Raw genomic sequence first — 13,895 nt, 5'->3', positions numbered from 1 at the left:
TTTAGGAAATAACATGTTTAAAACAACTTTAAAAACATTATTAGCCGGTTCAATTTTAGTAGCGAGCAGTCTTACATTTGCTGCAGATATAGATATGAATGCAGATGCTAACGACTTAGCTATCAAAGGCTATGACCCTGTAAGTTACTTCACTATGTCGACACCTAAAATGGGTAACGCAAGTTACACCGCAACCTATAAAGGTGGTATTTACCGCTTTAGCAATGAAGAAAATCGCGACATGTTTAAAGCTGACCCAGCTAAATATGCTCCACAATATGGCGGTTTTTGTGCATTCGGTGTAGCGATGGAGAAAAAATTTGATACCGACCCATTAGCGTGGAAAATTGTCGATAACAAATTGTATTTGAATCTAAATAAAGATGTACAAAAGAAATGGTTAACTGATGTTCCTGGCTACTTAAACCAGTCAAATGACAACTGGGGCGATATTAAAGGTGTTGCTGCGGACAAATTGTAACCCAGCACTTCTGTAATGAATTAATTAACCTATCAAGTTAAAAATAGAGTAAGAAAGGAAAAGCGATGAATGTAGAAGAAATCAGAAGTGAACAGCACTTTAGCGATGTAATATCCTCAAACAATGAAGTGCTGATTGACTTCTGGGCACCATGGTGTGGCCCTTGTAAGGCGATGACGCCAATATTTGAACAAGTTGCTGATGAACAAGTAAGCCGTGTTAAAGCTGTTAAAATCAATATTGATGATATGCCAGCACTCGCACAGAAATATGGAATTCGAAGCATTCCATCGCTAGTACTTTTAAAAGATAAATTAGTTGCATCTGAGCATGTTGGCGCGGCTCCCAAACTTGATGTACTAAACTGGTTAAACGAGCATTAATAAGAAGGAAAATCATATGAAACACAATATTGCATTAACAACAGCATTTGCTGCAGCTTTATCATTAGGTGCGATTGCAGATGCAGAAGCTGCTGAAAAGCGAGCTAAGAAGGAAAAGTGCTACGGCATCTCGTTAGCGGGTCAAAATGACTGTAGTAACATAGCCGGAACACACTCATGTGCGGGTCAATCAAAAGTTGATAACGATCCAGGTGAGTGGCGTTTAGTCACCAAAGGTTTATGTAAGAGCCAAGGCGGACTTACTCGTAAAGAAGCACGTGAAAAATTAAAGCAAAAAACGTAACGCAAATATAACGGCAATTTACGTTCACCCTTTTCGATGTTACTGGAGAAAATTATGTTTTCCTTGAACAAAAAAACACCTGTTAACTTACCTTTAATTGGTGTTGGTTTAAGACATGATCATTATGATGATGCCTTAAAATCTCCAGCTAACATCGACTTTATTGAAGTACACGCTGAAAATTTCTTTGCTAATGGTGGTGCAGCTCATGCACTAATGAGTGATATAAGTCAGCATTATGAAATTAGCCTGCACGCAACATCGTTAGGTTTAGGTTCAGCATTACCAGCACCACAAGTTCAGCTTGATAAATTCAGTAACTTAGTTGAGCGTTATCAACCGATATTAGTATCAGATCATGCTTGCTTTAGTTGGGCAGAAAGTAACGAAAATCACATACACGCAGGTGATTTATTACCGGTACCGTTTAACGATGAAAGCTTATCGACAATGGTAGCTAATGTTAAACGTGCACAAGCAGTTTTAGGTCGACAAATTTTAGTGGAGAATTTATCAGCTTACATAGCTTTATCTGGTTCAACGTATAGCGAAGCTGAGTTTCTAGTGAAACTATGTCAGCTATCAGGTTGTAGGCTATTAATTGATTTAAACAATATTATTGTCAATGCGATAAATTCACCTTTATTAGATAAACAGAGCGTGCATAGCACACAGGTAAAGATTAAACCGCTGACTCAGGCGAAGAAATGGTTAGAGAATATTCCGCCATCGCTTGTTGGAGAAATTCACTTAGCAGGCTGTACACCTGTAGGTGAAGATCAATTGATGATAGATGATCATAGCCAACCGGTCTCCGATGATGTTTGGCAGTTATATCGTTACACGATAGCGAAATTTGGCGCGATTCCAACATTAATTGAATGGGATAATGACTTGCCGTCATGGCAAGCATTGGTACAGGAAGCCGAAAAGGCGAAATCTATCGCATTCCAGGCTTTAACTACTGCCACTTTAGAGCCAAGTAATGAGCCAGACATAGAGTCAAAGCATAGAGTTAGTACCAATGAATATTAAACAGCAACAATCAGCTATGTTAGCCGCTATATTTTCATTGGAAGAAAATGCATCCACATCAACACTAGAAAGTGCTGGCTATAGTGAAAGATATAATGAAGGTTTAAAAATTTATCAACGAAGTTTACTGGCTAACGCTAACCAAGCTTTAGCGATCACTTTTGCCACTGTGCATTCTTTTATCGGCGAAGCAGAATTTACCTTATTGGTCAAAAAGTACTTACAAATACATTTTAAGCCTCAATATGATTGGGGGGAATTAGGTGATAGTTTTGCTGAGTTTATTTGCCAACATTTAAGCAAAAACAATCAGCTATTATCCGCTATTGCTGAATTGGACTTTGCTTGTCATCAAGCTGAAAGGGCCGAAGATAAAGTAATAGATTTAACAAGTTTATCTTATCTAACAGAACATGATGCTTATGAACTAAAAATTAACTTTAGCGCAGGCTTTAAACCCTTAGCACTCAATTATCCGGTGGATTTAATCATTGATAGCATTAAAGCTGCCGTTGAAAATAACGTGACATTAACCTTAATCGACATTCATAAACAATTGTCTGATTTTGAGTCTAGTCAACATTATTACCTAATTTGGCGACCAAATTTTCAAGCTCAATACCAGCAAATATCACAGCAGGAATATCAGTGGTTACAGCTTTGGCAGTCTCAGCAAACAACGAACGAACAATCGCTCAGTATAGGAACAACGTTAGATAAAGTATCATCTGAAGGCTTTTCCATTGTCGATTGGTTACCAAAAGCTATCGAACAACAACAGATCAGCTCCATTTCAAAGTTACCTGAAATCTAGTTTTCACTGTATCTCTGCTGTGGCAGTTTTTCCAAACTTTTAACCTAAAATAGCACATATTAACGAGGAACAATTATTATGACTTTGCAAAAAGTTAGAGCTTTACACAACCAAATTTTAGATTATGCCGATTACTTACGTATTCCAGCATTACTTATTGTTAGGCTATATGTCGCCAGTATATTTTTCAAATCAGGACTGACAAAGCTGCGTGACTGGGAGTCAACATTAATGTTATTCGAATATGAATATGAAGTGCCATTGCTTTCTCCTGTTGCTGCCGCTTGGGCGGGCACCATAGGTGAATTAGTACTGCCGGTTTTACTAGCAATAGGATTATTTAGCCGACTTTCAGCCGCAGGATTATTCGTTGTGAATATCGTGGCAGTACTTAGTTTAGTTGATATCAGTGCTGCAGCAATGAATGAGCATATTTTGTGGGGCAGTTTACTTCTGGCGGTAATGTTGCTTGGCGGTGAAAGACTATCTGTTGACCGCAAATTAAAGCTTTCATAAATCAGAAGTCGTTAACAAATAAATTAAAGCCCTTAGTTACATAGTAGCTAAGGGCTTTATTAATCGATTGCAGTAAATTGTGATGTAATATATTGACTTCAATTTACTCACTGCAATCATTGGTACCTAGGGTATAAAAAACTAGGTAAATTTTTTGTCGCGATCATGTGCTATTAACCAATTTTGTTGGTGCCCTATTGGTACTATACCATGCGGGTTTATTGATAAATGGCTAGCGTAATAATGACGTTTTATATGTGCATGGTTCACCGTTTCAGCAATACCCGTCATTTGGTATAGCTCAAGCATAAAGTGATAAAGATTTTCATACTGTACAAGTAAATTAACATTGCATTTAAAATGCGTATGGTAAACCGAGTCAAACCTCACTAGCGTTGTCCATAACCGCCAATCTGCTTCAGTAAGTTCATTGCCGGTTAAATAACGATTGTTAGCTAAAATATTGTCCACTTCAGCTAGCGCTGAAAAAAGCTTACGACAATTTTCTTCATAAGCACTTTGTATGGTGGCAAAGCCAGTTTTATAAACACCGTTATTAATATTGTGATATATCAGTTCATTTACTTCATCAATATATTGCTGCAAATGTTCAGGATAAAAGTCCAAGTCATTGCCTGTTATATGATTAAATTCCGAGTTAAACATTCGAATAATATCGGCAGACTCATTGCTAACAATCACTTGCTTCTGCTTATCCCAAAGTACAGGAACAGTAATATTTCCCTGATAGTCTGCCGCACTTTTATGATAAATATCTCGCATAAAGCTTTGTTGATATAAGCTGTCGCCGGTTGTTTGATATTCAGCAGAAGTGTCATCATCATGAAGAAAGCTCCAGCCCTTTTCATGCATATCGGGGTGTACAACACTCACCGAAATATGTTCAACCAAGCCTTTAAGTTTACGAAAAACCAAAGTGCGATGGGCCCATGGGCAAGCTAGAGAGACGTATAAATGATAGCGACCTGATTCAGCTTTAAAGCCGGTGTCGCCATCAACACTTATCCATTGACGAAATTGAGAAGCTTTACGCTGATAGCTTCCTGCTTTAATGCTCGATTTCCAATTTGAAGTTACCTTGCTCATAACACCCTCACTTAATTTAAATTCTTCTTTATTATGCTAGCGCTAGCACACTAATTAGTTACTGGCGAATTCCTTCAATATGCAAAGTTAGATCAACCTGACCATAGTTTTTCTTAAAACCAAAATCGCCCATATTAATGGTGCTTTTTCCATTGAAGCCTAAACGATAACCGCCCCATGGATCTTGGCCCTCGCCAACTTTAATGGCATCAATGGTCATTGGCTTAGTTACGCCATGCATAGTGAAGTCACCTGTAATGGTTAATTTTCCATTACCTAAATCGACAACTTTAGTGCTAACAAATGTTGCTTGCGCATATTTCGCAACATCAAGAAAATCATCAGAACGAACATGTTTGTCACGCATAGCATGGTTTGAATCAAAACTGCTGGTATCTATAGTGACGTTTACTTTTGATTTAGAAATATCTTGCTCATCGTAAGAAAAATTGCCGCTAAAAGTATTAAAGCGTCCGGTTAAAACACTAAAACCTAAATGGCTTGCGCTGATGTTAATTGATGCATGCGCACCTTCATGGTCAATAATATAGTTAGCTGCCATTGCAGGAATAAAGGCGCTAGCCGCTAAAAGTGATGTTGCTAGAAGTATCTTTTTCATTTTAATTCCTTACGCCATATCGGCGATTTGTTGATGCTTGCCAGTTACAGCAAGCTTATGTATTTGTATATGTTGGATATAAACTTTAAAATCTAAATCCGCGTTTAAGAGCAAAGCCTTATTTGATCATCCTTGTTAGCGTTTTGTCTTTATCGACATAGTGATGTTTCAGTGCCGCACCACCATGAACTAATGCTAATCCGACAAGAAAATAAGCGAGGTATTCATGAATTAAACCGGCGAGATCAGCTTGGTTCTCAATTAATTCACCAAAGCCTGCAACACTAAACCAGCTAAAAACATCAATTGCGCGCTCATCAGCAGTAGAAATAAAGTAGCCACTTAACATCAAGACAAAAAGCAAAGCATAGAGCACTGCGTGAGTTAGCTTTGATGCTTGTTGTTCCAGCTTAGAATGGCTGTGAATAGCGTTAGGGGCTTGGCTAATAAAGCGCCAAACTAAGCGAAAAGCCGTAGCAATAAGCAATAAAATACCGACACTTTCATGCCAATGCGGTGCAGTTTGGTACCACTGACTGTAATAAGTTAAATCAACCATCCAGTAGCCTAAAGCAAACATTGAAAATACAGTAATCGCACTTATCCAATGCAATAATTTACTGACTAAACCAAATTTATCTTCTGAGTTTTTCCACATAGCGAATATCTAATCTTGTAAACAATAGCGATATTTTATGGAAGAAATTGAATGTAATAAATATGGCTAGAAGCAAATGATAATTGCAAAAAACGTAACAATGATAACGATAGATAATAGATTCAATAAACGACAGAAATAATAATGTCGGGCGAGGAGTGAGTAATATGGCTGCACGATCTAAAAAGGCGAATAGTAAACTATTCGCCTTTTTCATGGATGGCTAACTTACATCAAGCTGCAGAAAATACCTTAGTTAAAGGCACTTTTATCAACCTTAATTTTGTAAAAAACACTATAAAGTACTGGTACCGCGACCATAGTCAAAATAGTTGCGAATGCTAAACCGCCCATAATAGTCACCGACATATCGGCAAAGAAAGGGTCAAATATTAATGGCATCACCCCAAGAATAGTTGTTATTGCTGCTAATGAAACCGGACGTAAACGGCTTAAACTCGCTTCAACAATGGCTAAGGCTTTTTCCTTACCTTCTTGAATTTGCAAGTCAATCTCCTCTAATAAAACAATAGCATTCTTTATTAGCATGCCAAATAAACTTAAAAAGCCTAGTAACGACATAAAGCCAAATGGTAAATCAGCTAAGAGTAAGCCGGCAACAACACCAACTACCGCCATAGGAACAATTAACCAAATAATAATAGGCTGTCTTGCGCGACCAAATAGCAAGACACTAATAATAAACATAATTAAAAAACCTAATGGCAACCCTTGACCTAAAGCGGCTTGCGCGTCGCGTGATGATTCATATTCGCCACCCCACTCTAGGTTATATCCAACTGGCAATTCAATGGCTTCAATTTTGGCTTGTGTGCGACCAAAAGCTTCGCCGGTAGTTTCATCGTATCCCGCTTCCGCTTTAACGGTAATAGTTCGAACTCGGTCACGGCGGTTAATCAGCAACTCCTCGCTGCTATAAGTCATTTTTCCACTTACTTGTTTAAATGGAATATAAGTACGTTGGCTGCTACTCCACACTAAGCTATTTTCTAAACTGACAAGTTGATCAGGGTTAGTATTACTATTGCGAGCAATAATTGGGTATAGGTAATCACCATCTTGCAATTGGCCAATTTGTAAACCATCGGTATAAAATTCAATTGCTTGGCTAAAATCAGAACGTGACACCCCCGCAATACCTGCGGCAATATCATCATATTCAGGAGCTAAAACAATACCTTTGTCTCGCCAATCATCACGGATATCACGAATTTTGCCATCATCAAAGTAAATGGCTTTCGCTTGTGCTGCTAAATCTCGCAATATTGCAGGATCTTCACCGGAAAAACGTGCTTGAATTTTAGCGCCAGCGCCTGGACCAAACTGCATAATTTCTGCGTAGAAGTTCACCTTCGGATTTTCTTGTCTTAACTTGTTTGAGATTTCCTGCGCTAAACGTGGAATTTCCGCAGCATCATGTGCCCGTACCAAGAATAAACCATAACTTTCGTTTGGTAATTCTGGTGCGAATACTAAGGTAAAGCGTTCTGAGCTTTCACCGATAAAAGTTGATAATGATTCAATACCTTCAGTCTCAAGGATCAATTTCTCACCTTGCTTCATATATTTTTCTGTCGCGCGTATATCAGAGTCTTGTGGCCCCCAGTAATGAACAAAAAATACCGGTGTATTCGACGGTGGGAAAAAACCTTGTTTTATTAAACCGAAGCTCGCATATGCACCAATAGTTATCGCAATTAATAAACCTAAGGTAATGCCACGCCAATGCAATGCACTGTGCAGTATGACTAAATAAGCTTTATGGAATAATGAATGACTTTCCTCTTGACTAGATTGACTGCCAACTTGGTAGAAATACTTACCTAATAACGGCGTTAAGGTTACCGCTAAAATCCAACTTAGCATCAGTGAAATTAATACCACGGCAAACAGTGAAAATAAGAATTCACCCGTAGCATCATCAGATAAACCAATACCTGAAAATGCGGCAATACCGATAACAGTTGCACCAAGCAGTGGCCATTGAGTACGTTTAACAATGAAGCTTGCTGACTCCATTGCTGATTTGCCTTTTTCCATGCGCAACATCATGCCCTCTGCCACAACAATGGCATTATCAACCAGCATTCCCATGGCGATAACCATAGCGCCTAACGAGATCCGCTGTAATTGCAAATCGTAAAGCCACATAATTAACACGGTACCTAACACTGTGATTAATAACGTACCGCCAACCACAATACCTGAGCGCCAGCCCATAAATAAACATAAAGCGAGTGTAACTACAGCAACAGAAATTTCTAGATTTAAAATAAAGCCGTCAACTGACTTATCAACAATTTTTGCTTGGTTATAAATAGACGAAACATCAATACCGGCAGGCAACTTAGTTAAAACATCAGCTAGTTTGGCTTCAATTTTTTCACCAACTTCAACAATGTTAATATCATTTTGTGCCGACACAGCTAAGGTAATCGCGCTTTCACCATTAAAGCGTTTTAGCCCATTTGGGATCTCAACCGGTTGAATACTTAATTCAGCAATATCTTTAATTTTTATAGAGGCATTTTTACCAGGAATAACAATAGAAAGGTTCTCTATTTCCTCAATTTTGTTAGTTGAGCTTTCAACCGGTATACGAATTTGTTTATCACCAACAAATAAACGACCGCCACTAAAAGGTTTTAGATTACTTGCGAGTACCTGTTGAATATCAGGAAAAGACAAACCTAAACCGGCGATTTGGTAACTATCAATTTTAGCAACAATTTCTTCTTCTAAAATGCCACCAACTTGCACTTTCGCTACACCATCAACCGTTAGTATTTCACGACGAATAATACGAGAGAATTCACGCATTTGATAAGCACTAAAATCTGGCGCTGACAATGCATAATAAATACCGTAAACGTCACCAAAATCATCAACTACAACTGGGGCACTAGCGCCTAATGGTAGGTCATTACGAATATCGCTTAAGCGTTTACGAAGTTCATCCCAGATTTGCGGTAACAAAGGGCCATCTATATGTGGCTGAATTTCCATCGTCACACGCGAAAATCCTGGCTTACTTACTGAGTCTAAAACATCTAACTGCCACATTTGCTGTAAGGCAATTTCAACTTGTTCAGTAACTTCCTTTTCGACTTTTTCTGCACTAGCACCAGGGTAATAAGTAAAGATAACCGCTTGTTTAATGGTAAAAGCAGGATCTTCCAACCGCCCTATTTTCCCCATGGCAACAATGCCGCCTATAATAAAGCAAATTGATAAAAGCCAAATATTGATTGGTTTAGTTAACGAATAGCGTGCGATATCCATATTAAAATGCCGCCTTATATTCTCTAACTTTTAGTCCTTCACGCATTTGGCTTACCGCAGCGGAAACTACTTTATCGCCAGCATTCAAGCCTGTTGAAATTAGTGCATACTCACCTTGCAATTGCGATATTTCAACAGTCACTTTCTTCAAAGTACTATTATCTTGGTCAAAGCGCCATACGCTAAAACCATCATCACTATTGCCCATTAATGCGTTTAACGGAATAACTAATGCTTGGGCGTGGCTGTTATTATCTTTAATATTAACAATCGCTCTTGAACCGGGATAAAATAACTTAGTAATTTCGCCATCAAGTGCAAATGTTACACCATAGGTTTGGGTAATCGGATCTGGCGTAGTTTTATGCTCAACATAATGAATATCAAACACTTTATCTTCTTGACCAATAATATGTGCGGTTGCTTTTACATCACGGTTGCCAGCATTTGCTGTCATAATTCGCTCAGGTACTTCAAAAGTAAAATAAAGCTCAGATCTATCCTGTAAATTGGCCAGTGTGTCGCCAGTGCGGATATAACTATTATTTTCAATGTATCGCGCACCAATAACAGCATCAAATGGCGCCCTAATGGTTGAGTAGCTTAAATCTTGTTCAGCATTTTCTAATGCTAGTTTAGTGATAGAAAACTGTGATTTAGCGTCATCGTAATCACGCTGCGATGCAACGTTTTTCTCAAAAATGTCTTTTACACGCTTTAGATCACGTTGTGCATCTTGATGACGAATTCGACTTTCTTCGACCTTACGTTGAAATGGTGCTGGATCTATTTTCGCTAAAACCTGCCCTTTTTTAACGTCACTGCCTTCAATAAGGCTTTCGAATATTAACCGCCCTGAAACCTCAAATTTGAGATCAACACTTTTCACTGCTGATACTGTGGCTGGAAATTCAAAATCGTTGGCTATATTGGTTATAGATGCAGCAGACAATTGCACAACAACTGGCGCAGTTTCTTTTACTGTTTCCACGGGCTCTGAGCACGCTTGCAACAAAAACACGATGGCGACGATAAAAATTTTATTCACATTAACCCCAATATGTATCTTAACTAATTAGTAATCCGACTGAAAAAACACAATCAATCGATATAAGTTACACAATTATAGCACAGGTTTACACATTAACAACCATTGTAAACCTGTTGTTTAATAATCAAATTCAAGTTAATATCACTAGGTCACCATTACTAATGAGAAAATGTTTTGCCAAGTACAACTGAAAAAATACTCGATACTGCGATGGATTGCTTTTTTCAATACGGCTACGGCGCTGCCAATATATCTATGGTTAGTCGACATGCGGGGGTTTCTCGTGTCACGATTCACAAGCAGTTTAAATCTAAAGAAGTGTTGTTTAGAGCGGTAGTTAATAAGCATTTTCAGCAATATAACACCTTAATTGACGATTATCGGATATCAGAAATTAACTTTTGGTCAGAAACACAAGCACTAATTATTCAGCGTTGCGAAGGTTTTTTTAATGATATTTCCAGTAACTTAGTGCGTGCAGATTTATTACACGCAGGCCAAGCCTACTGTAAAGATCTCATTCAAAATGAAGAGAATTTAGTTAAAGAAAGTATTCAACTTAGAATAGAAAAAGAAATAGTAGCGCAAAGGTTAACCTTGAAAAATGTTAACTTATCAGCAGGACAACTAGCAGAAGCTCTTCATTTTGCGCCATTTGGTATTACAGTTTCGGTATCAGATAAAGACGATGTAGCTTTTGTTGAAAGCTTAATGGCGGTATTTAAAGCCGCAACCTCAATCAATAATTAAACTATTGAAAGCTAGTATCTTTAAGAAGCTTGTTCAGCATAATAAGCCTTAAGGTAATCTATGAAGGCTGTTACTTTCGCCGACGTAAACTTCCGCGATAACTTTATCGCGTATAATCCATGCGGCGCCGATTTATAATCCGCTAAAATTTCGACTAGCTGCCCTTTTTCAATAGCATCATTAACAATAAAAGCAGGTGATTTAAGAATCCCAAGTCCCTCCACAGCTGCGTCCTTTAATGCATTACCATTGTTTGACGTTAAAGTGCCATTAACATCAATACTGCGCTCTTCACCATTCTCTTGAGCTACCCAGCCCAGCTTAGGGCTAATCAAACTGTAACGTAAGCAATTATGCTTAATTAAATCTTCGGGAATATTAGGTTCATCATGTTCAGCTAAATAACTAGGTGCGGCACAAAATATCACTGGCACAGTAGTAATAGGCAATGCCACTAAGGTTGAATCTTCTAGTCCACCAATTCGAATACCAACATCTATGCCTTCAGCAACAAAATCAGTACGATGATCTTCTAATTGTAAGTGAATTTTGAGTTCAGGATGCAGCTTCATAAAACCGCTTAAAATGGGTGTTAATGAGGTAATGCCGAAACTTAATGGTGCCGAAATACGTAAATTTCCCTTGATATTTTCACTACTAGTTTGAATACGCTCTTGCGCTTCATCTAATGATTGGAAAATATTCACAACATCTTGATAAAATTGTAACCCAGCCTCTGTTAGCTCAATTCGCCGCGTTGTACGATTAAGCAAACGAACATTGAGTGCTGCTTCTAGCCCAGAAACGCGACGACTAACCGCTGCAGTGCTAGCTTCTAGCATTTCTGCCGCTTGATTAAAACTACCGGTATCTACTACTGAAATAAAACTGCGTAATGCGACTAAATCATATTGTTGCATAAAGCTAAATAACTTAAGAAATAATACTCTAATTATTGCAACTAACAAAAATAACCACAAGAAAACGGCTGAATTATTGGCAATATTTCGTTTAACCACGCTATACTTGACCAATTAGTCAAGTAAATAACTAATTTACATTTTAATAGATCAATTAATTATTAGTCACCACACAATAATTAGTAAATAGTATGCCTAGTAATACTTTTATAGCCACAAATGCTTAAACTGGAGAAAAAATGCAAGATAGAACCTCATTACCGAGTTGGAAACAATTAACCACTCATGCCAGCGAAATGAAGTCTCAGCATATGAGTGAATTATTTACTCAACAACCAAATCGTTTCAACGAGTTTTCTATTAAATTACCACCTTTTCTTCTCGATTATTCAAAAAATTTAATCTCAAATTCCACTATGGAATTATTGATTAATCTTGCCAAAGAGTGTGATGTAGAAGGTTGGCGAGAAAAAATGTTTAGTGGTGAACGTATTAACCGTACCGAAGAGCGAGCAGTATTGCATACAGCATTGAGAAACCGCTCAAGCAAGCCAATATTGTTAGATGGCAAAGACATCAATAGTGATGTGCAACTTGCCTTAAATAAAATGAAAGCCTTTAGTGAAAAAGTGCGCCAAGGTCTATGGAAAGGTTATTCGGGAAAACGTATTACTGATGTTGTTAATATTGGTGTTGGTGGCTCAAATTTAGGGCCTCAAATGGTCACTGAAGCGTTAAAACAGTACAGCGATAATAGCGTAAATGTTCATTATGTTTCTAACGTTGATGGCACTCAAATAGCCAATGTTCTTAGGCCATTGAATCCAGAGAAAGTTTTATTTATTGTGTCGAGTAAAACCTTTACCACCACAGAAACCATGACTAATGCTAAAACAGCAATGAAATGGTTGGTATCTTCTTCATTTGATCAATCGGCTATTGCTAAGCATTTTGTTGCCGTGTCTTCAAATAAGAAAAATGCCACTGAATTTGGTATCGCTGAGGAAAACATTTTTGATATGTGGGATTGGGTTGGCGGGCGATTCTCGCTTTGGTCAGCCATTGGCCTACCGATTGCTATCGACTTAGGCTTTGAACGTTTTATCGAATTACTAGAAGGAGCGCATGAAATTGATCAACACTTTTGTAATGCACCTTTATCTGAAAATGCACCTGTAATTTTGGCTTTGCTGAGTGTGTGGAATTGCACATTTTTAGGTGCACAATCTCAAGCCATTTTACCTTATGATCAATCACTGCATATGTTGTCAGCTTATTTACAGCAAGCAGAAATGGAAAGTAACGGCAAATCGGTTACTTGGGATGGTCAGTCAATCGCTTACCCAACCGTGCCTTCGATTTGGGGTGAATTAGGTATTAATGGTCAACACGCTTTTTATCAGTACCTACATCAAAGTAATAATGTGGTGCCAGCAGATTTTATTGGTTCAGTGGAAAGTGTGACACCAGTACAAGGCCATCATGAAACGTTAATGGCAAATTTTTTCGCACAAACCCAGGCGTTAATGCAAGGGGTTGATGAAGCTCAAGTTCGTGCCGATTTAAAAGCAAAAGGTCGTACTCAAGACTATATAAATAAAGTCGCGCCACACAAAGTGCATAAAGGTAACCGCCCAACAAATACTATTTTAATGAAACGGATTTCACCACGTTCTTTAGGTAGCTTAATTGCTTTATATGAACATAAAATTTTCGTACAAGGAATTATTTTGCAAATATGCTCTTTTGATCAATGGGGAGTTGAGCTAGGTAAAGGTTTAGCAAATAACATTCAACAAGAGCTAGCTTCAGGAAAAATAAGCGAACAACACGACAGCTCAACCTCTGGGCTAATGAATTTTTATCAAAACCATACCAAGTAGTATCTAAGCTAATATTAACGACACTTTCAATTTATTATGAAAGTGTCGTTACTAACGTTATTCACTTATCT

14 protein-coding genes are annotated in these 13,895 nt (G+C 38.0%); 8 read left to right on the top strand and 6 right to left on the bottom strand.

Translation table 11 applies throughout. The annotated features are described in order from the left end of the window. The first annotated feature begins 13 nt into the window (after positions 1–13). The 6 genes from AC27E9_RS08690 to AC27E9_RS08665 all read left to right on the top strand — a co-directional run bounded on the left by AC27E9_RS08690 (position 14) and on the right by AC27E9_RS08665 (position 3,533). On the top strand, positions 14–481 hold the full coding sequence (locus tag AC27E9_RS08690) for a YHS domain-containing (seleno)protein (RefSeq protein ID WP_487129251.1): 468 nt from the start codon (positions 14–16) through the stop codon (positions 479–481). Positions 482–546: 65 nt separating this feature from the next. Further along, a complete protein-coding gene (trxA, locus tag AC27E9_RS08685; protein ID WP_487129249.1) occupies positions 547–864 on the top strand; it encodes a thioredoxin in 318 nt (105 codons plus the stop codon). A 16-nt stretch (positions 865–880) separates the two neighbouring features. Next, the gene (locus tag AC27E9_RS08680; RefSeq protein WP_487129247.1) at positions 881–1,168 is read left to right on the top strand and encodes a BufA1 family periplasmic bufferin-type metallophore; all 288 of its coding nucleotides are present in this window, start codon (positions 881–883) and stop codon (positions 1,166–1,168) included. 54 nt (positions 1,169–1,222) lie between these two features. Further along, a complete protein-coding gene (locus AC27E9_RS08675) occupies positions 1,223–2,203 on the top strand; it encodes an MbnB/TglH/ChrH family RiPP precursor modification enzyme (protein ID WP_487129245.1) in 981 nt (326 codons plus the stop codon). Beyond that, complete coding sequence (locus tag AC27E9_RS08670) at positions 2,193–3,017, top strand: HvfC/BufC family peptide modification chaperone (RefSeq protein WP_487129243.1); 825 nt, start codon at positions 2,193–2,195, stop codon at positions 3,015–3,017. The genes AC27E9_RS08675 and AC27E9_RS08670 overlap by 11 nt, the downstream gene beginning before the upstream one ends. A 78-nt stretch (positions 3,018–3,095) precedes the next feature. Beyond that, positions 3,096–3,533 carry a DoxX family protein gene (locus AC27E9_RS08665; RefSeq protein ID WP_487129241.1) on the top strand — a complete coding sequence of 146 codons (438 nt, stop codon included), beginning with the start codon at positions 3,096–3,098 and terminating at the stop codon, positions 3,531–3,533. Positions 3,534–3,674: 141 nt separating this feature from the next. Here AC27E9_RS08665 and AC27E9_RS08660 read toward each other — a convergent pair whose 3' ends face one another. From AC27E9_RS08660 to AC27E9_RS08640, 5 genes are all read right to left on the bottom strand, one after another. After that, positions 3,675–4,640, bottom strand: coding sequence for a glutathione S-transferase family protein (locus AC27E9_RS08660; RefSeq protein ID WP_487129239.1), 966 nt, complete (start codon positions 4,638–4,640; stop codon positions 3,675–3,677). A 58-nt stretch (positions 4,641–4,698) separates the two neighbouring features. After that, complete coding sequence (locus AC27E9_RS08655; protein ID WP_487129237.1) at positions 4,699–5,259, bottom strand: YceI family protein; 561 nt, start codon at positions 5,257–5,259, stop codon at positions 4,699–4,701. 118 nt (positions 5,260–5,377) lie between these two features. Continuing rightward, positions 5,378–5,917: a cytochrome b gene (locus AC27E9_RS08650; RefSeq protein ID WP_487129235.1), complete on the bottom strand. Its 540-nt coding sequence runs from the start codon at positions 5,915–5,917 to the stop codon at positions 5,378–5,380. A 252-nt stretch (positions 5,918–6,169) separates the two neighbouring features. Continuing rightward, positions 6,170–9,220, bottom strand: a complete 3,051-nt coding sequence (locus tag AC27E9_RS08645) for an efflux RND transporter permease subunit (RefSeq protein ID WP_487129233.1) — start codon at positions 9,218–9,220, stop codon at positions 6,170–6,172. Between the two features lies 1 nt (position 9,221). Further along, complete coding sequence (locus AC27E9_RS08640) at positions 9,222–10,268, bottom strand: efflux RND transporter periplasmic adaptor subunit (RefSeq protein WP_487129231.1); 1,047 nt, start codon at positions 10,266–10,268, stop codon at positions 9,222–9,224. A 177-nt stretch (positions 10,269–10,445) separates the two neighbouring features. On the opposite strand from AC27E9_RS08640, the gene AC27E9_RS08635 reads away from it, so the two are divergent. After that, complete coding sequence (locus AC27E9_RS08635) at positions 10,446–11,021, top strand: TetR/AcrR family transcriptional regulator (RefSeq protein ID WP_487129229.1); 576 nt, start codon at positions 10,446–10,448, stop codon at positions 11,019–11,021. Between the two features lie 20 nt (positions 11,022–11,041). Here the strand turns inward: AC27E9_RS08635 and AC27E9_RS08630 are convergent, their stop codons facing one another. Then, positions 11,042–12,040, bottom strand: a complete 999-nt coding sequence (locus AC27E9_RS08630) for a LysR family transcriptional regulator (RefSeq protein ID WP_487129227.1) — start codon at positions 12,038–12,040, stop codon at positions 11,042–11,044. 140 nt (positions 12,041–12,180) lie between these two features. Here AC27E9_RS08630 and pgi point away from each other — a divergent pair, with 140 nt between their 5' ends. Continuing rightward, positions 12,181–13,824 carry a glucose-6-phosphate isomerase gene (pgi, locus tag AC27E9_RS08625; RefSeq protein WP_487129225.1) on the top strand — a complete coding sequence of 548 codons (1,644 nt, stop codon included), beginning with the start codon at positions 12,181–12,183 and terminating at the stop codon, positions 13,822–13,824. The last annotated feature ends 71 nt before the right edge of the window (positions 13,825–13,895 follow it).

It is taken from the genome of Colwellia meonggei (assembly GCF_057537295.1).
This window is presented reverse-complemented; position numbering and strand designations above follow the sequence as displayed.

Bases quoted from the DNA above. Each gene is read 5' to 3' on its own strand.
- AC27E9_RS08660 (WP_487129239.1), bottom strand. From the start codon at position 4,640: ATGAGCAAGGTAACTTCAAATTGGAAATCGAGCATTAAAGCAGGAAGC.
- AC27E9_RS08655 (WP_487129237.1), bottom strand. From the start codon at position 5,259: ATGAAAAAGATACTTCTAGCAACATCACTTTTAGCGGCTAGCGCCTTT.
- AC27E9_RS08665 (WP_487129241.1), top strand. From the start codon at position 3,096: ATGACTTTGCAAAAAGTTAGAGCTTTACACAACCAAATTTTAGATTAT.
- trxA (WP_487129249.1), top strand. From the start codon at position 547: ATGAATGTAGAAGAAATCAGAAGTGAACAGCACTTTAGCGATGTAATA.
- AC27E9_RS08645 (WP_487129233.1), bottom strand. From the start codon at position 9,220: ATGGATATCGCACGCTATTCGTTAACTAAACCAATCAATATTTGGCTT.
- AC27E9_RS08650 (WP_487129235.1), bottom strand. From the start codon at position 5,917: ATGTGGAAAAACTCAGAAGATAAATTTGGTTTAGTCAGTAAATTATTG.
- AC27E9_RS08690 (WP_487129251.1), top strand. From the start codon at position 14: ATGTTTAAAACAACTTTAAAAACATTATTAGCCGGTTCAATTTTAGTA.
- pgi (WP_487129225.1), top strand. From the start codon at position 12,181: ATGCAAGATAGAACCTCATTACCGAGTTGGAAACAATTAACCACTCAT.
- AC27E9_RS08675 (WP_487129245.1), top strand. From the start codon at position 1,223: ATGTTTTCCTTGAACAAAAAAACACCTGTTAACTTACCTTTAATTGGT.
- AC27E9_RS08670 (WP_487129243.1), top strand. From the start codon at position 2,193: ATGAATATTAAACAGCAACAATCAGCTATGTTAGCCGCTATATTTTCA.
- AC27E9_RS08680 (WP_487129247.1), top strand. From the start codon at position 881: ATGAAACACAATATTGCATTAACAACAGCATTTGCTGCAGCTTTATCA.